The organism is Pseudomonas sp. TE3910 (genome assembly GCF_056279025.1).
In genome coordinates this window covers 4,561,659-4,578,885 of record NZ_JBWBQN010000001.1, presented here as the reverse complement: position 1 = coordinate 4,578,885, position 17,227 = coordinate 4,561,659, and the positions used below count along the sequence as shown (strand labels likewise).

16 protein-coding genes are annotated in these 17,227 nt (G+C 59.2%); 3 read left to right on the top strand and 13 right to left on the bottom strand.

The window, feature by feature from the left end; translation table 11 throughout:
* Window positions 1-254 precede the first annotated feature (254 nt).
* Window positions 255-2,825, top strand: a complete 2,571-nt coding sequence (gene mutS / locus ACZ9H3_RS20900) for a DNA mismatch repair protein MutS (protein WP_476222336.1) — start codon at window positions 255-257, stop codon at window positions 2,823-2,825.
* A gap of 139 nt (window positions 2,826-2,964) precedes the next feature.
* Window positions 2,965-3,288, top strand: a complete 324-nt coding sequence (gene fdxA / locus ACZ9H3_RS20895; protein ID WP_065760817.1) for a ferredoxin FdxA — start codon at window positions 2,965-2,967, stop codon at window positions 3,286-3,288.
* A gap of 512 nt (window positions 3,289-3,800) precedes the next feature.
* Here the strand turns inward: fdxA and rpoS are convergent.
* The 8 genes from rpoS to ACZ9H3_RS20855 form a co-directional block, all read right to left on the bottom strand.
* Window positions 3,801-4,808 carry an RNA polymerase sigma factor RpoS gene (rpoS, locus tag ACZ9H3_RS20890; protein ID WP_099773745.1) on the bottom strand — a complete coding sequence of 336 codons (1,008 nt, stop codon included), beginning with the start codon at window positions 4,806-4,808 and terminating at the stop codon, window positions 3,801-3,803.
* A 107-nt stretch (window positions 4,809-4,915) separates the two neighbouring features.
* A complete protein-coding gene (locus ACZ9H3_RS20885; RefSeq protein ID WP_099773744.1) occupies window positions 4,916-5,773 on the bottom strand; it encodes a peptidoglycan DD-metalloendopeptidase family protein in 858 nt (285 codons plus the stop codon).
* Between the two features lie 178 nt (window positions 5,774-5,951).
* Window positions 5,952-6,590, bottom strand: coding sequence for a protein-L-isoaspartate(D-aspartate) O-methyltransferase (locus ACZ9H3_RS20880; protein ID WP_177442435.1), 639 nt, complete (start codon window positions 6,588-6,590; stop codon window positions 5,952-5,954).
* Between the two features lie 35 nt (window positions 6,591-6,625).
* Window positions 6,626-7,375 (bottom strand): 5'/3'-nucleotidase SurE, encoded by a 750-nt coding sequence (gene surE / locus ACZ9H3_RS20875; RefSeq protein ID WP_099773742.1) that lies wholly within the window; start codon window positions 7,373-7,375, stop codon window positions 6,626-6,628.
* Window positions 7,363-8,421 (bottom strand): tRNA pseudouridine(13) synthase TruD, encoded by a 1,059-nt coding sequence (truD, locus tag ACZ9H3_RS20870; protein ID WP_476222332.1) that lies wholly within the window; start codon window positions 8,419-8,421, stop codon window positions 7,363-7,365. Before truD ends, surE begins: the two co-directional genes overlap by 13 nt.
* Window positions 8,418-8,891, bottom strand: coding sequence for a 2-C-methyl-D-erythritol 2,4-cyclodiphosphate synthase (ispF, locus tag ACZ9H3_RS20865; RefSeq protein WP_099773740.1), 474 nt, complete (start codon window positions 8,889-8,891; stop codon window positions 8,418-8,420). Before ispF ends, truD begins: the two co-directional genes overlap by 4 nt.
* 76 nt (window positions 8,892-8,967) lie before the next feature.
* Window positions 8,968-9,810, bottom strand: coding sequence for an S-formylglutathione hydrolase (fghA, locus tag ACZ9H3_RS20860; protein WP_099773739.1), 843 nt, complete (start codon window positions 9,808-9,810; stop codon window positions 8,968-8,970).
* An 8-nt stretch (window positions 9,811-9,818) separates the two neighbouring features.
* Window positions 9,819-10,931 (bottom strand): S-(hydroxymethyl)glutathione dehydrogenase/class III alcohol dehydrogenase, encoded by a 1,113-nt coding sequence (locus ACZ9H3_RS20855; protein ID WP_099773738.1) that lies wholly within the window; start codon window positions 10,929-10,931, stop codon window positions 9,819-9,821.
* 108 nt (window positions 10,932-11,039) lie between these two features.
* On the opposite strand from ACZ9H3_RS20855, the gene ACZ9H3_RS20850 reads away from it, so the two are divergent.
* Window positions 11,040-11,939: a LysR substrate-binding domain-containing protein gene (locus ACZ9H3_RS20850; protein ID WP_099773737.1), complete on the top strand. Its 900-nt coding sequence runs from the start codon at window positions 11,040-11,042 to the stop codon at window positions 11,937-11,939.
* A gap of 26 nt (window positions 11,940-11,965) precedes the next feature.
* Here the strand turns inward: ACZ9H3_RS20850 and ispD are convergent, their stop codons facing one another.
* The 5 genes from ispD to ACZ9H3_RS20825 form a co-directional block, all read right to left on the bottom strand.
* Window positions 11,966-12,673 carry a 2-C-methyl-D-erythritol 4-phosphate cytidylyltransferase gene (gene ispD / locus ACZ9H3_RS20845; protein WP_099773736.1) on the bottom strand — a complete coding sequence of 236 codons (708 nt, stop codon included), beginning with the start codon at window positions 12,671-12,673 and terminating at the stop codon, window positions 11,966-11,968.
* On the bottom strand, window positions 12,670-12,948 hold the full coding sequence (gene ftsB / locus ACZ9H3_RS20840) for a cell division protein FtsB (RefSeq protein ID WP_099773735.1): 279 nt from the start codon (window positions 12,946-12,948) through the stop codon (window positions 12,670-12,672). Before ftsB ends, ispD begins: the two co-directional genes overlap by 4 nt.
* Window positions 12,949-13,108: 160 nt before the next feature.
* Window positions 13,109-14,398, bottom strand: coding sequence for a phosphopyruvate hydratase (eno, locus tag ACZ9H3_RS20835; protein WP_099773734.1), 1,290 nt, complete (start codon window positions 14,396-14,398; stop codon window positions 13,109-13,111).
* 159 nt (window positions 14,399-14,557) lie between these two features.
* Window positions 14,558-15,403: a 3-deoxy-8-phosphooctulonate synthase gene (gene kdsA, locus ACZ9H3_RS20830; RefSeq protein ID WP_099773733.1), complete on the bottom strand. Its 846-nt coding sequence runs from the start codon at window positions 15,401-15,403 to the stop codon at window positions 14,558-14,560.
* Between the two features lie 3 nt (window positions 15,404-15,406).
* Window positions 15,407-17,035, bottom strand: coding sequence for a CTP synthase (locus ACZ9H3_RS20825; protein ID WP_099773732.1), 1,629 nt, complete (start codon window positions 17,033-17,035; stop codon window positions 15,407-15,409).
* Window positions 17,036-17,227: the final 192 nt, after the last annotated feature.

Below are 17,227 nucleotides of genomic sequence, written 5' to 3'. Positions count from 1 at the left end.
AGGTCGCGCGACTACTGCTCCGCCCTTGCGGTATCGAGTGTCGCAGCGCGCAGCAGTTTCAAAGACATCCACGGCCGACTGCGCTAAGCAATGAATGCAGCCGAACGAACTTAAAATGCATGAGCATAAAGAGCGTCCAACTCACTGACCCAGCATGCAATTGACATTACCCAAGCGCCAGCAATGCAGAAAAAATCCCTGTAGTATTAGACGATTCGCAATTGTCCAAAAGACTGCTCGCTGTAAGGCCTTGAATGTCTGATCTTTCCGCACACACTCCGATGATGCAGCAATACTGGAAGCTGAAGAACCAGCACCCAGATCAGCTGATGTTCTACCGCATGGGCGACTTCTACGAAATCTTCTACGAAGATGCGAAGAAAGCCGCAAAACTCCTGGACATTACCCTGACTGCCCGTGGGCAGTCCGCGGGCCAGTCGATCCCCATGTGCGGTATCCCCTTCCATGCAGCTGAAGGCTACCTGGCCAAGCTGGTGAAACTGGGAGAGTCGGTGGTGATCTGCGAGCAGATCGGCGATCCGGCAACCAGCAAAGGGCCGGTCGAGCGCCAGGTCGTACGTATTATCACCCCAGGCACGGTCAGCGATGAGGCGTTGCTTGATGAACGCCGTGACAACCTGATCGCTGCCGTACTGGGCGATGAACGCCTCTTTGGCCTTGCAGTACTGGACATCACCAGCGGCAACTTCACCGTTCAGGAGCTCAAGGGCTGGGAGAACCTGCTGGCCGAGCTGGAGCGAATCAACCCGGTGGAACTGCTGATCCCGGATGATTGGCCACAAGGCTTGCCAGCCGAGAAGCGTCGTGGCGCCAGACGCCGGGCACCCTGGGACTTCGACCGTGACTCAGCCCGCAAGAGCCTGTGCCAGCAGTTCGCAACCCAAGACCTTAAAGGTTTTGGCTGCGAGAAGCTGACCCTGGCCATCGGTGCTGCCGGTTGCCTGCTGGGCTACGCCAAGGAAACCCAGCGTACCGCCCTGCCCCATCTTCGCAGCCTCAAACACGAACGGCTTGACGATACTGTCGTACTCGACGGTGCCAGCCGCCGCAACCTTGAGCTGGACGTCAACCTCGCAGGCGGTCGCGACAATACCCTGCAATCGGTCATCGACCGCTGCCAGACCGCCATGGGCAGCCGTTTGCTGACCCGTTGGCTGAACCGCCCCCTGCGCGACCTGAAGGTGCTGCTGGCACGCCAGAGCTCCATTCGCTGCCTCCTCGATGGCTACCGCTTTGAAAAGCTGCAGCCACAGCTGAAGGAAATTGGCGACATCGAACGGATCCTGGCCCGGATTGGCCTGCGTAATGCCCGCCCTCGCGACCTGGCTCGCCTGCGCGATGCACTGGGTGCATTGCCTGAGCTGCAAAACGCAATGGCCGAGCTGGAGGCACCGCACCTGGCACGCCTGGCGGCTATCGCCGGCACCTACCCGGAACTGGCTGACCTGCTGCAAAAAGCGATCATCGACAATCCGCCTGCGGTGATCCGCGACGGCGGCGTCCTCAAGACGGGCTATGACAGCGAGCTGGACGAGCTGCTGTCGATGAGCGAAAACGCCGGCCAGTTCCTGATTGACCTGGAGGCTCGCGAGAAAGCTCGTACCGGCCTGGCCAACCTCAAGGTCGGCTACAACCGTGTCCACGGCTACTTTATCGAACTGCCCAGCAAGCAGGCTGAACAGGCACCTGCCGACTACATCCGTCGCCAGACCCTCAAAGGTGCCGAGCGCTTTATCACGCCTGAGCTGAAAACCTTCGAAGACAAGGCGCTGTCGGCTAAAAGCCGCGCATTGGCGCGGGAGAAAATGCTCTATGAAGCGCTGCTGGAAAACCTGATCAGCCATCTGCCGCCCTTGCAGGACACTGCCGCGGCACTGGCAGAGCTGGACGTCCTGAGCAACCTGGCAGAGCGCGCGCTGAACCTCGATCTGAACTGCCCAACGTTCGTCGACGAGCCGTGCATGCGGATCAGCCAGGGGCGCCACCCGGTGGTCGAGCAGGTACTGACCACCCCGTTCGTGGCCAACGACCTGGCACTCGATGACAACACCCGCATGCTGGTGATAACCGGTCCGAACATGGGCGGTAAATCCACCTACATGCGCCAGACCGCATTGATCGTGCTCATGGCACACATCGGCAGCTTCGTACCGGCGGCCAGTTGCGAGCTGTCGCTGGTTGACCGCATCTTCACCCGGATCGGCTCCAGCGATGACCTGGCCGGCGGCCGCTCGACCTTCATGGTCGAGATGAGCGAAACCGCCAACATCCTGCATAACGCTACCGAACGCAGCCTGGTGCTGATGGATGAAGTGGGGCGCGGCACCAGTACCTTTGACGGCCTGTCGCTGGCCTGGGCCGCAGCCGAGCGCTTGGCGCAACTGCGCGCCTATACGCTGTTCGCCACGCACTACTTCGAGTTGACCGTACTACCCGAGAGCGAACCGCTGGTAGCCAACGTGCACCTCAATGCCACCGAACACAACGAACGTATCGTGTTCCTGCACCATGTACTGCCTGGCCCGGCCAGCCAGAGCTACGGCCTCGCGGTTGCCCAACTGGCCGGCGTACCTGGCCCGGTTATTCAGCGTGCCCGCGAACACCTGAGCCGCCTGGAAACCGCGAGCCTGCCGCATGACGCAGCGCCTGTAGCCGACAGAGGCGCGCCAGCGGTGCCGCACCAGAGCGATCTGTTCGCCAGCCTGCCGCACCCGGTGCTGGAGGAAATCAGCAAAACCGATATTGATAACCTGACACCTCGTCAGGCGCTCGAAATGCTCTATACACTAAAGACTCTGATCTAACGCACCGTCCCACAAGCTGATAGAATCCCGCGCGGTTTGGCGACACTGCAGATTACTAGCCTGGTCTGCAGCCATCTACCAAACCCCGCGGCCCTGTCTGGAAGGGCTGTGCTGCCGTCGCCTGAGGAGAAAATTAGAAATGACCTTCGTCGTCACCGACAACTGCATCAAGTGCAAGTACACCGACTGCGTAGAAGTCTGTCCGGTGGACTGCTTCTACGAAGGCCCGAACTTCCTGGTCATTCACCCGGATGAGTGCATCGACTGTGCGCTGTGCGAGCCTGAATGCCCGGCACAAGCCATTTTCTCTGAGGACGAAGTGCCTGAGGATATGCAGGAGTTCATCCAGCTGAACGTTGAGCTGGCTGAGATCTGGCCAAACATCACCGAGAAGAAAGATGCACTGCCCGATGCCGAGGAATTCGACGGTGTCAAAGGCAAGATCAAGGATCTGGAGCGCTAAACGCTCTCGTTCTACGCAAAAGGCCCCTACAGGGGCCTTTTCTTTTTTGCGGACAAAAAAAAGGGGCGGTTTGACCCGCCCACATTTTTCCGTAGTCCCTTTATTCCCTTTCATCATCCTGATGAATCGCATCCTGCGATGTCCTTGACCCTCATCCTTGAAGGCCTGTGTCCAAATCCGTGGACACAGGGCAGATAGTAATCGCTGGAGCGCCTGGAGCAACTGGCAAAACCTCTCAAAAAAAGACCTGAGGGTTACCCAAGCAAAAATAAAAATCTTTATTTATCAAACAGATAAACAAATACCGACTGTGAAAGCGGCAACGATTTACTCGCGCCTACAGCTTTGGCTTACGCACACTGTAAGTGATCACTTACAACAGCATGCACAGTAACAACACACGGGTAGTCTTTGGCTCATACCAACATGTTTCAGCCCCGGGCGACCCGGCGCTAGCTCAACACAAACAAAAACACCCCGAACCAGTCGGGGTGTTTTTCACTGCATCGGCGTTACTGGAACAGCGACTCGCTGGACAGACCGTTCTTCTCCAGAATCTCGCGCAGGCGCTTTAACCCCTCAACCTGGATCTGGCGAACCCGCTCCCGGGTCAGACCGATCTCCAGGCCAACATCCTCAAGGGTACTGCTCTCATGGCCGCGCAAGCCGAAACGGCGAATCACCACCTCACGTTGCTTGTCAGTCAACTCACTGAGCCACTGGTCGATGCTCTGGGACAGATCATCATCCTGAAGCAACTCGCAGGGGTCAGTCGGTCGATCGTCAGTGAGGGTATCAAGCAGGGTCTTGTCAGAATCAGGCCCCAGCGAAACATCGACTGAAGACACGCGCTCGTTAAGGCCCAGCATGCGCTTGACCTCACCAACAGGTTTCTCCAGCAAGCTGGCAATCTCTTCCGGCGACGGTTCGTGATCGAGCTTCTGGGTCAGTTCCCGAGCAGCACGCAGGTAAACGTTCAGCTCCTTGACCACATGGATCGGCAAGCGGATGGTACGGGTCTGGTTCATGATCGCCCGTTCGATGGTCTGCCGGATCCACCAGGTGGCATAGGTAGAGAAACGGAAACCACGTTCAGGATCGAACTTCTCGACAGCACGGATCAACCCCAGGTTGCCTTCCTCGATGAGGTCAAGCAGCGAAAGCCCCCGATTCACATAGCGCCGGGCAATTTTTACCACCAGACGCAAGTTGCTCTCGATCATGCGCTTACGCCCAGCAGGATCACCACTTTGCGACAGCCGCGCAAAATGAACTTCTTCCTCAGGCGAAAGCAGGGGTGAGAATCCGATTTCATTCAGGTAAAGCTGAGTAGCATCAAGTGCTCGGGTGTAGTCGATGTACTTGTGCTGTTTGAGTGACGAGCCGTGTTTGGCTTTGGTCCGAACCGAAGATACAGCAGGTTCGTCTGACACCACATCCGTTTCCAAAACGATACCGGTCTCCATCAGGAGAACCTCATCGTCGATGTCAAACTCCGGCACTTCTTTACTGAGAGCCATTGTTATAGTCCTTTGCTGAGTTCGAACTCAGACTCGAGCGTCACCTGATCCTTGGTAGCGCTGGAGCCTGTCCCCACTACGCGAAGGAACAGGCAAGGCACAAGCGGTCAACGACGCGGCAGGAATTGCAACGGATCTACGGGTTTCCCCTGACGGCGAATCTCAAAATGAAGCTTCACCCGGTCAGTACCCGTGGACCCCATCTCGGCAATTGTCTGCCCTGCCTTGACCTGCTGCCCCTCCCGAACCAACAGCCTACGGTTATGACCGTAAGCACTGACGTAGGTGTCGCTGTGCTTGATAATTACCAACTCGCCGTAGCCCCGCAAGCCACTTCCGGCGTACACCACTGAACCATCAGACGCAGCAAAAACAGGCTGTCCCAAATCACCGGCGATATCAATGCCTTTATTCAAACTACCGTTTGAAGCAAATTTACCAATTAACACACCACTCGCAGGCCACGCCCAGCCCCCCACTGCACGCTCCGATGCCGGCACCTGAACGGGCGCAGGCGCGCTGCTGGCGGCACTCGACGAGGTGCTTGTGGAAGGCGCTGGGGTACCCACCGGGCGCCGGGTAACCGTAGTTTTACTTGACGACGAGGAGCTGCTGACCACGGTCTGGGAGGGAGTACCCGACGCACCACCGGAACGGCCATCGAAACGAATAGCCTGCCCAGGACGAATGGTATAGGGCGGCGCAATATTGTTGCGCGCAGCCAACGCCTTGTAGTCCCAACCGTATCGGAAAGCGATGGAGAACAGGGTATCACCTGGACGTACGACGTACTGCCCTGTGGTCACGGCAGGACGCTTGGGCGCCGCATTATTGCGGTCCACCACGCCAACGCTGCTCGAAGAAGTGCTGGAACAACCCGTAACCAGCGTACCAAAGGCAAGTGCAATCACCAGAAGCCTGAAGCTCGATAGACCCATACGCTGCCGAATGACTGTGTGACTCACCCGCCGCTCCCTCTAATGGTGACCGATAAGGAAAATGAAATAATGTTGCAATTATAACTGAGCGTGCGCCTATTGCGGCGGGCTCACGCAGCACAAATTTACTCAGGATGTTTGCTCAGGCCTGGCAAATAGACCTGCAGCCTGCAGCAGAATTCGCTCACGCAGAAAAAAGCCTGGCTCAAGCCACCGGGCCGTTGAGCAATGGCACAAAACGCACCGCCCCCATCGCACGCTGGGAGAAACCGTTCTCCTCACGAACGATCAACATCAACTGCTGCAACTCTCCTGTAGCGCCCACCGGAATGACCATGCGCCCACCGGGCGCAAGCTGATCAAGCAAGGCTTGCGGAACCTCGGGAGCAACCGCAGTGACGATGATCCCATTGTAAGGGGCCAGGGCTGGCCAACCTTCACAGCCATCGCCCCAACGGAACACCACGTTACGCAGATTGAGTTCGAGCAAACGCTCCTTGGCCCGGTCTTGCAGCACCTTGATGCGTTCAACCGAAAACACTCGCTCAACCAACTGCGACAGAATCGCGGTCTGGTAACCAGAACCCGTGCCAATCTCCAGCACTTTGTCCAACGGACCCGCTTCGAGCAACAACTCACTCATGTGCGCCACAATAAAGGGCTGGGAGATGGTCTGGTTGTTACCAATCGGCAGCGCTGTATCCTCGTAGGCGCGGTGCGCCAGCGCTTCGTCGACGAACAGATGGCGTGGCGTGCGGCGAATGACCTCCAACACCTGCGGATTGGAGATCCCCTCTTCACACAACCGCTGGATCAGTCGCTCACGGGTTCGCTGAGAGGTCATGCCAATACCGCGGCGCACCAGATCGTCCTCACGCATCAGAGCACACCCTCCAACCAACCATCGAGTTGTTCAAACGCCTCATTGAAGGTGCGATCGAGCTGCAGCGGGGTAATCGATACATAGCCCTGCATCACCGCGTGAAAATCGGTGCCCGGGCCGCCGTCCTCAGCATCGCCAGCCACCGCGATCCAATAGCCTTCCTTACCGCGCGGGTTAACCACCTTGGTCGGCGCAGCTGCACGCGCACGGTGACCGAGACGCGTCAGCTGGATACCACGGATGTGCTCCAGCGGGAGGTTCGGAATATTGACGTTAAGCACTGTGCGTGGGGGCAATGTCAGGCGGCTCTGCGCCTCGACCAGCCTGCGGGCAATATAGGCAGCCGCTGGCAGATTGTCGGGAAGACGCGACAACAGCGAAAACGCAAACGAGGTTCCACCGAGGAAGCGCCCTTCCAGTGCGGCAGCGACCGTACCCGAATACAACACATCATCGCCCAGGTTGGCGCCCAGGTTGATGCCCGAAACCACCATGTCGGGGGTATACGGCAACAGACCATTAAGGCCCAGGTGCACGCAGTCGGTGGGTGTGCCATTGAGGCTGATGTAACCGTTGGCCAGGGTCTGCGGGTGCAGCGGCCGGTCAAGGGTCAGCGAGCTGCTCGCGCCGCTTTTGTCTTGATCCGGGGCAATCACCACACACTCGGCATAATCCGCCAACGCAGCGTGCAGTGCGGCAAGTCCGGGGGCAGTAACCCCATCATCGTTTGAAATCAGAATACGCATGGGCTGTCCGTCTGCCCTGCCGGCGCCAGGTCGATGAGTTCACGCACCACAACGGTGGCGAAGCATCCGGCCGGAAGGACGAATTCCAGTTGCAGGATATCAGGCTCGGGATAATGCCACGTCAGACCGCCAATGGGCAGCCGCAGAATGCGTCGCTCGTGACTCATGCCGGCCTTGCTCAACCATTGGCACAACGCCGCCTCTTCTTCGCCGATGCGCTGCTCCAACTCAGCAACAGCACCACCTGTGGCAGAGTGCCCCTCACCCCACAGTGGACCGGTTGGATGCAGGTCAAGTATCGAAAGACGTGGATCTTGGCACTCAGCCTCCCCTGCCGGGAAAAAACTGCGGCTGTCGGTGAAGGCCAGCAAGTCACCGACCTGCGCCTGGTTCCAGGTGCCATTGGCAACGCGGGCCGCCAGCACCCGGTTGAACAGGTAGCTGCGCGCAGCCGAAAGCAGCCGCGACCGCACATTGCGTTGCTCCGGCAAGGCCTGGCGGGCCGCCCAGTCACGGGCATCAACAATGTTCCCACCGTTATGACCGAAGCGCTGCGTGCCGAAGTAGTTGGGAACACCCTCACTGCGCAACTGCTCCAGGCGAGACTGGAGAGCAGCGGGGTCTGCAGACAGTTGAGTCAGGCGCAAGGTGAAGCCGTTGGCAGAGTGCGCACCGCGCTGCAGTTTGCGCTTATGCCGGGCACGCTTGAGGATTCGCAGGGTTTCGTTTTCTGCGCCAGACAGGTCCGGATCGGCCTTGCCCGGCAGGTGCAGACTGAACCATTGGCGCGTCAGGGCCTGACGATCCTTGAGGCCGGCATAACTGATGTTACGCACCGGCACGCCGGCTGCACGAGCCAGACGGCGGGCAGCTTCCTCGGTGTTGAGGTCGCGTTTCTCGACCCACAGCCACAGGTGCTCGCCGTCACCGGAGAGCGGGATATCGAGTACTTCGTCGACCTGAAAATCTTCCGCGGTCGCCTTGAGCACGGCATGCCCCAAGGATGGACCCGATGCGCACGGGCCAAGCAATTCAAGTTCGGTCATGCTGACAGCAACAAGGCAACAGCGTGAACGGCAATGCCTTCTTCACGCCCGGTGAAACCGAGCTTCTCGGTGGTGGTGGCCTTGACGTTGACCTGGTCGATATCGACCTGCAGGTCTTCAGCAATCAGGGCGCGCATGGTTTCGATATGGGGCGCCATTTTCGGAGCCTGGGCAACGATGGTTGCGTCGACATTCCCGACTTTCCACCCCTTGGCCTGGACCTTGGCCAGCACATGACGCAACAGCACGCGGCTGTCTGCGCCCTTGAACTGCGGGTCCGTATCGGGAAAGTGCCGGCCGATATCGCCCAATGCTGCCGCACCAAGCAAGGCGTCGCTCAGGGCATGCAGCAGCACGTCGCCGTCGGAGTGAGCCAACAGCCCGGAAGAGTGGGCAATGCGCACACCGCCCAAGGTAATAAAATCGCCCTGTGCGAAGCGATGTACATCGTAGCCGTGGCCAATACGCATAGAAAAACGCCCTGATTGAGTCAGGGCGTGATTCTACCTGCTTTACCCGGGCTTGGGCTTGATTTGTCCGCAGCCCCTAGCGCAACGCAGCGGCATGATGACGCAGATGGTCATCGATGAAGCTGGCGATGAAGTAGTAGCTGTGGTCATACCCCGGCTGCAGGCGCAACGTCAGGGGATGATCCGCAGCACGCGCAGCCTGGGCCAAAACTTCCGGCTTGAGCTGAGTGACCAGGAAATCGTCACGATCACCCTGATCGACCAGCAATGGCAGCCGCTCGCTCGCCTCGGCAATCAAGACGCTGGCATCCCACTCACGCCAACGCGCGCGCTCCTCTCCCAGGTAACGGGAAAACGCCTTCTGCCCCCAAGGGCAATCCATCGGGTTGCTGATCGGGGCAAACGCCGAGACCGAGCGATAACGACCCGGATTGCGCAAGGCGCAAACCAATGCCCCGTGCCCTCCCATGGAGTGACCGCTGACACCGCGCTTGTCGGAGGCGGGAAAATGCGCTTCGACCAGTGCGGGCAGCTCCTCGACCACATAGTCGTGCATGCGGTAGTGCTCCGCCCACGGCTGCTCGGTGGCGTTGAGGTAGAAGCCCGCGCCAAGACCGAAGTCCCAGGCGCCGTCCGGATCACCCGGTACCTTCGGCCCTCGCGGGCTGGTGTCTGGGGCAACGATAATCAGCCCTAGTTCCGCAGCCAGCTTGTGCGCACCGGCTTTCTGCATGAAATTCTCGTCCGTGCAGGTCAAGCCGCTCAGCCAGTACAACACTGGCAGCTTGCCGCCCTGCTCCGCTTGTGGCGGCAGGTAGACCGCAAAGACCATGTCACACCCCAGCACCTCAGAGCGGTGCCGATAACGCTTGTGCCAGCCACCAAAGCTCTTTTGGCAGGATAGGTTTTCCAGGCTCATGGCTGACCTCAGAAATGGATGACGCTGCGAATGCTCTTGCCTTCATGCATCAGGTCGAAAGCCTTGTTGATGTCTTCAAGCCCCATGGTATGGGTGATGAAGGTATCGAGCGGGATTTCGCCCTTTTCAGCCATCTCGACATAGCTTGGCAGTTCGCTACGGCCACGCACGCCACCGAAGGCCGAGCCGCGCCAGACGCGACCGGTGACCAGTTGGAACGGACGCGTCGAGATTTCCTGACCTGCACCGGCCACACCGATGATCACGGATTCGCCCCAACCCTTGTGGCAACACTCCAGCGCTGCACGCATCAGTTGCACGTTGCCAACACACTCGAAGGAGAAGTCCACACCACCATCTGTCAGGTCAACGATGACCTCCTGAATCGGGCGGTCATAGTCTTTCGGGTTGACGCAATCGGTCGCGCCCAACTGACGGGCGATCTCGAACTTGGCCGGGTTGATGTCCACTGCAATGATGCGCGAAGCCTTGGCCTTGACTGCACCAATGATCGCCGACAGGCCGATGCCACCGAGGCCGAAAACCGCGACGGTGTCGCCTGGCTTGACCTTGGCAGTGTTGAGCACTGCACCAATACCAGTAGTGACACCGCAGCCCAGCAGGCAGACTTTTTCCAGCGGTGCTTCCTTCTGGATTTTGGCCACGGAGATTTCCGGCAGTACGGTGTACTCGGAGAACGTCGAGGTGCCCATGTAGTGGAACAGTTGCTGGCCCTTGTAGGAGAAGCGCGTGGTGCCGTCAGGCATCAGGCCCTTGCCCTGAGTGGCACGAATGGCCTGGCACAGGTTGGTCTTGCCAGAGAGGCAGAATTTGCACTTGCCACACTCCGGGGTGTACAGCGGGATCACGTGGTCACCTACAGCGACCGAGGTGACACCCTCACCGATGGCTTCGACGATAGCACCGCCTTCATGGCCAAGAATCGAGGGGAAGATACCTTCCGGATCGGCGCCGGACAGGGTGTAGGCATCCGTGTGGCAGACACCACTCGCCACTACGCGTAGCAGCACTTCGCCCGCCTTGGGCATGGCCACATCGACCTCAACGATCTCCAGTGGTTTCTTGGCCTCGAAGGCAACGGCGGCACGGGACTTGATCATGAATCTTCTCCAGCAAAGGTTCGGTTTCCAGCCTTGAAGTGTAATTCATCAACATTTGATGAATAATCCAGGCAAACGCAAAACATTAATGCTGAGCAGGGATAATCGATGGCAAGCAGTCACTGGGAAGGCTTCGATGAGTTCGTCGCCGTCGCCGAATCAGGGCAGTTCACCGCAGCAGCAGAGCGCCTTGGGGTTTCGTCTTCCCATATCAGCCGCCAAATTGCCCGCCTCGAAGAACGCCTGCAGACCCGCCTGCTATATCGCAGCACCCGAAGGGTCAGCCTGACGGAGGCAGGACAGACGTTCCTGCAACATTGCCAGCGTTTGCAAGATGGCCGGGACGAAGCGCTGCGAGCCATGGGCGACCTTGGCAGCGAACCCAAGGGGCTGCTGCGCATGACCTGCGCAGTGGCCTATGGCGAGCGTTTCATTGTGCCGCTGGTGACCCGCTTCATGGCCCTTTACCCGCAATTGCGGGTGGATATCGAACTGACCAACCGTACACTGGACCTGCTGCATGAAGGCATGGACATGGCCATTCGACTGGGGCGCCTGCAGGACTCGCGACTGGTGGCCAGCCGCCTGGCGCCCCGGCGCATGTACCTCTGCGCCTCGCCCGCGTATCTGGAGCGCTATGGTCGCCCGCACAGCCTTTCGGAACTGGCGCGACACAACTGCTTGATCGGCAGTACGGACAGCTGGCCTTTGCAGCAGGATGGGCGTGAAATCGCACAGCGCGTACAGGGCAACTGGCGCTGCAACAGCGGCCAGGCGGTGCTCGATGCAGCACTGCAAGGCGTAGGCTTGTGCCAACTACCGGACTACTACGTGCAAGAGCACCTGCGCAGCGGTGCGCTGGTTTCGCTGCTTGAAGCGCACCAACCCCCCAACACCGCCGTGTGGGCGCTGTATCCACAGCAACGGCATCTGTCGCCCAAGGTGCGTCAATTGGTGGATTACTTACGAGAAGGATTGGCAAATCTGCCGGAGTACCGCACCCCGTAGAAGCCAGCCTGGTTGGCGGTTGGCAGTCAGCCGCGCAGCGCCCAGCGCTGACGCAGCCACTCAAGGTCTTCTGGGCGAGTGACCTTGATATTGTCACTACGTCCTTCGATCAGTCGCGGTGCCTGCCCCGACCATTCGATAGCAGAGGCTTCATCAGTGATCGCCACGTCCGCCACCAGGCTGTCGGCCAGCGCACGGTGCAGGGCACCCAGGCGAAACATCTGCGGTGTATAGGCCTGCCAGACCGTACTGCGGTCGATGGTTGCGGCCACCCGGCCCTGAGCATCTGCACGCTTAAGCGTGTCTCGCGCAGGTACGGCCAGCAATCCACCCACAGGATCATCGGCAAGTTCGGCCAGTAGCCGATCCAGGTCGGTACGTGCCAGGTTCGGTCGCGCAGCGTCATGCACCAGCACCCAGTCGGCGTCGTCAGCCCCCTGAGCATGCAACAACAGCAACGCATTGAGCACCGAGTCGGCCCGCTCACGACCACCGGCTGCACGCTGGATACGAGCATCAACGGCGCAGCGAAGACCTGGCCAATAAGGATCGTCAGCGGCGAGGCTGACAACCACGCCCTTGAGGCAGGGGTGGTCTAGAAAACAGTCGAGGCTATGCTCGAGGATTGTCCGGCCGCCCAACTGCAAGTACTGCTTGGGGCGATCGGCTGCCATTCGGGCACCAACGCCCGCAGCAGGTATCACTGCCCAGAAGGCAGGCAGGGACTGGCTCATTGCGGTAACTGGTAGAGGGTTTCGCCCTCTTTGACCATACCCAGTTCGTGGCGCGCCCGTTCTTCGACGGTCTCCATACCTTTTTTCAACTCCAGCACTTCAGCATCGAGCACGCGATTACGCTCCAGCAACCGTTCATTCTCGGCGTGCTGATCAGCGATCTGCTGCTTGAGCTCAGTGACCTGCGCCAGGCTGCCATTACCCACCCACAGACGATACTGCAGGCCGGCAAGCAACAAGAGCAGAACGAGGAACAACCAATAGGGACTGCGCATCGAGGTATCCAGTGGAAAAGACCGCTGCTTAATGCAGGTTGCTGATGGCACGAAGCCTGGCCGAAGCCAGGCTTTGTGGGCAATTGCCTGCAACAAGCATGTTGCTGTCGATCAGTATGACCGATCGGCGGCACACTGCTGTCTTTTTACCATTTCTTGCTTAGCCACGAAACTCGGCACGGCCGCGGTATACCGCTTTGGCGCCCAGTTGCTCTTCGATACGCAGCAGTTGGTTGTACTTGGAGACGCGATCGGAACGGCACAGCGAACCGGTCTTGATCTGACCCGCAGCAGTACCCACAGCCAGGTCGGCAATGGTCGAGTCTTCAGTTTCACCGGAGCGGTGCGAAATCACGGCGGTGTAGCCTGCAGCCTTGGCCATCTGGATGGCTTCCAGGGTCTCGGTCAGCGTGCCGATCTGGTTGAACTTGATCAGGATGGAGTTGGCGATCTTCTTGTCGATGCCTTCCTTCAGGATCTTGGTGTTGGTAACGAACAGATCGTCACCGACCAGTTGTACCTTCTCACCAATCTTGTCGGTCAGGGCTTTCCAGCCAGCCCAGTCGGACTCGTCCATGCCGTCTTCGATGGAGATGATCGGGAAGCGCTCGGTCAGGCCTTTCAGGTAGTCGGCGAAACCGTTGGCGTCGAACGACTTGCCTTCACCCGACAGGTTGTACTTGCCGTCTTCGAAGAATTCGCTGGAAGCGCAGTCCAGTGCCAGGGTCACGTCGGTGCCCAGTTTGTAGCCTGCATTGGCCACAGCTTCGGCGATAGCCGACAGTGCATCTTCGTTGGACGCCAGGTTTGGTGCGAAACCGCCTTCGTCACCTACCGCAGTGTTCAGGCCACGGGCCTTCAGCACGGCTTTGAGGTGGTGGAAGATCTCGGTGCCCATGCGCAGTGCGTCGGAGAAGGTCTTGGCGCCAACCGGCTGAACCATGAACTCCTGGATGTCGACGTTGTTATCCGCGTGCTCGCCACCGTTGATGATGTTCATCATTGGCACAGGCATGGAGTACTGGCCTGGGGTACCGTTCAGGTTGGCGATGTGCGCGTACAGCGGCAGATCCTGGTCCTGAGCAGCGGCCTTGGCGGCAGCCAGGGAGACAGCCAGGATGGCGTTGGCGCCCAGCTTGGCCTTGTTCTCGGTACCGTCCAGCTCGATCATCGCGTGGTCGAGGGCTTTCTGGTCGCTTGGGTCTTTGCCCAGCAGCAGGTCGCGGATCGGGCCATTGATGTTGGCAACGGCTTTCAGCACGCCCTTGCCCATGTAACGGCTCTTGTCGCCATCACGCAGCTCGAGCGCTTCACGCGAGCCAGTGGAAGCACCGGACGGCGCACAGGCACTGCCGATGATGCCGTTGTCGAGCAGTACGTCCGCTTCGACGGTGGGGTTACCACGCGAATCGAGAACTTCACGACCTTTGATGTCGACGATCTTTGCCATTGTTGTAAGCACTCCAAAATTGACGAAAACAACGCAGCTGAGAAAAATCTTTGCCCGCCGCCAGACAAGGAAAAACAGGCAAGGCAAGCCTGGCGGGGAGAGAACCCTGACCGGTTGGTCAGGGGTTGAGCGTGCGGTACTTTACCGGAGAAATGAGGATTACGCGGTTTCTACCGTCGGAAAACTCTTAACCAGATCATCCAGTTGCTTAAGCTGGGCCAGGAATGGCTCCAGTTTGTCCAGGCGCAGGGCGCATGGACCATCGCACTTGGCGTTGTCCGGATCCGGATGGGCCTCCAGGAACAGACCTGCCAGGCCTTGGCTGATGCCAGCCTTGGCGAGGTCGGTGACCTGGGCACGACGACCACCGGCCGAATCGGCTCGGCCGCCCGGCATTTGCAGGGCGTGGGTGACGTCGAAGAACACCGGGTATTCAAACTGCTTCATGATACCGAAGCCCAGCATGTCCACCACCAGGTTGTTATAGCCGAAGCTGGAACCACGCTCGCAGAGGATCAACTGATCGTTACCGGCCTCCTCGCACTTGGTCAGGATGTGCTTCATCTCCTGCGGTGCGAGGAACTGGGCTTTCTTGATATTGATCACAGCGCCGGTCTTGGCCATGGCCACGACCAGATCGGTCTGACGCGACAGAAAGGCCGGCAACTGGATGATGTCGCAGACCTTGGCCACCGTGGCAGCCTGGTCCGGCTCATGCACGTCAGTGATAACGGGCACGCCGAACGCTTTCTTCACGTCCTCGAAAATCCGCATGCCCTCTTCCAGGCCCGGCCCACGATACGAATTGATCGAAGAACGGTTGGCCTTGTCGAAGCTGGCCTTGAACACGTAAGGGATACCGAGCTTCTCGGTCACCCGCACGTACTCTTCGCAGACCTTGAGCGCCAGGTCACGACTTTCCAGCACGTTCATACCACCGAACAGCACCATTGGCTTGTCGTTGGCGATCTCGATGTTACCGACGCGAATGATCTTCTGGGTCATGGATCAGCCTTTGTTCCGTTGTGCCAGTGCCGCCTTCACGAAACCACTGAACAGTGGGTGGCCATCACGTGGCGTGGAGGTGAACTCCGGGTGGAACTGGCAAGCGACGAACCATGGATGATCCTTGGCCTCGACAACTTCAACCAGTGCGCCGTCGCCGGAACGACCGGACACTTTCAGGCCAGCTTCGATCAACTGCGGCAACAGGTTGTTGTTCACTTCATAGCGGTGGCGATGACGCTCGACAATGACGTCCTTGCCATAGCAGTCATGAACCTTGGAACCGCCCTCCAACTGGCACTCTTGAGCGCCAAGGCGCATGGTGCCGCCCAGGTCGGAAGTTTCGGTACGGGTTTCGACGGCGCCGGTAGCGTCAGCCCACTCGGTGATCAAACCGACAACCGGGTGACCGCTGTTGCGATCGAACTCGGTGGAGTTGGCGTCTTTCCAGCCCATGACGTTACGCGCGAATTCGATCACGGCAACCTGCATGCCCAGGCAGATGCCCAGGTAAGGCACCTTGTTCTCACGGGCGTACTGAACGGCAGTGATCTTGCCTTCGACACCGCGCAGACCGAAACCACCGGGTACCAGGATGGCGTCAGCACCTTCGAGCAGGCCTGTGCCCTGGTTCTCGATGTCTTCGGAGTCGATGTAGCGCAGGTTGACCTTGGTGCGGTTCTGGATGCCGGCGTGGCTCATCGCTTCGATCAGCGACTTGTACGCGTCCAGCAGCTCCATGTACTTACCGACCATGGCGATGGTGACTTCATGCTCGGGGTTGAGCTTGGCGTCGACAACCTTTTCCCACTCGGACAGGTCGGCACCGTTGCATTGCAGGCCGAAACGCTCGACGACGAAATCATCCAGACCCTGGGCGTGCAGTACGGCCGGGATCTTGTAGATGGTGTCGACGTCTTCCAGGGAGATCACCGCACGCTCTTCAACGTTGGTGAACAGGGCAATCTTGCGACGAGAAGACACATCGACCGGGTGGTCGGAGCGGCAAATCAGTACGTCTGGCTGCAGACCAATGGAGCGCAGCTCCTTGACCGAATGCTGAGTCGGCTTGGTTTTGGTCTCACCGGCAGTGGCAATGTACGGAACCAGCGTCAGGTGCATCAGCATGGCGCGCTTGGAGCCTACTTCAACACGCAGCTGACGGATCGCTTCGAGGAACGGTTGCGACTCAATGTCACCCACAGTACCGCCGATTTCCACCAGGGCCACGTCGGCATCGCCGGCGCCCTTGATGATGCGACGCTTGATTTCGTCGGTGATGTGCGGAATGACCTGGATGGTCGCGCCCAGATAATCACCACGGCGCTCCTTGCGCAGCACGTGCTCGTAGACACGCCCGGTGGTGAAGTTGTTGTTCTGGGTCATGGTCGTGCGGATGAACCGCTCATAGTGGCCCAGGTCCAGGTCGGTCTCGGCGCCGTCGTGGGTGACGAACACCTCACCGTGCTGGAACGGGCTCATGGTGCCCGGGTCGACGTTGATGTACGGGTCCAGCTTGAGCATGGTGACCTTGAGCCCCCGCGCCTCCAGGATGGCCGCCAATGAAGCCGAGGCAATGCCTTTCCCCAATGAAGAAACAACACCGCCCGTGACGAATATGTAGCGCGTCATGAAAAACCCTAGAAGTCTGCGTTAAAGCGGTCTGCGCCGCCGGGGAAAGCGAAGGAAGGCCGAAGCCCCCGATCACCTGCGTCAATCACAGTGCATCTTAAAAAACTGCCGCGTCTGGACAGACCGGGGCTAAAAAACCCGGTAAGGAGCTCGCTAAACATTTTTAGAATCGCCCAGCAAAAAACTGCTTGG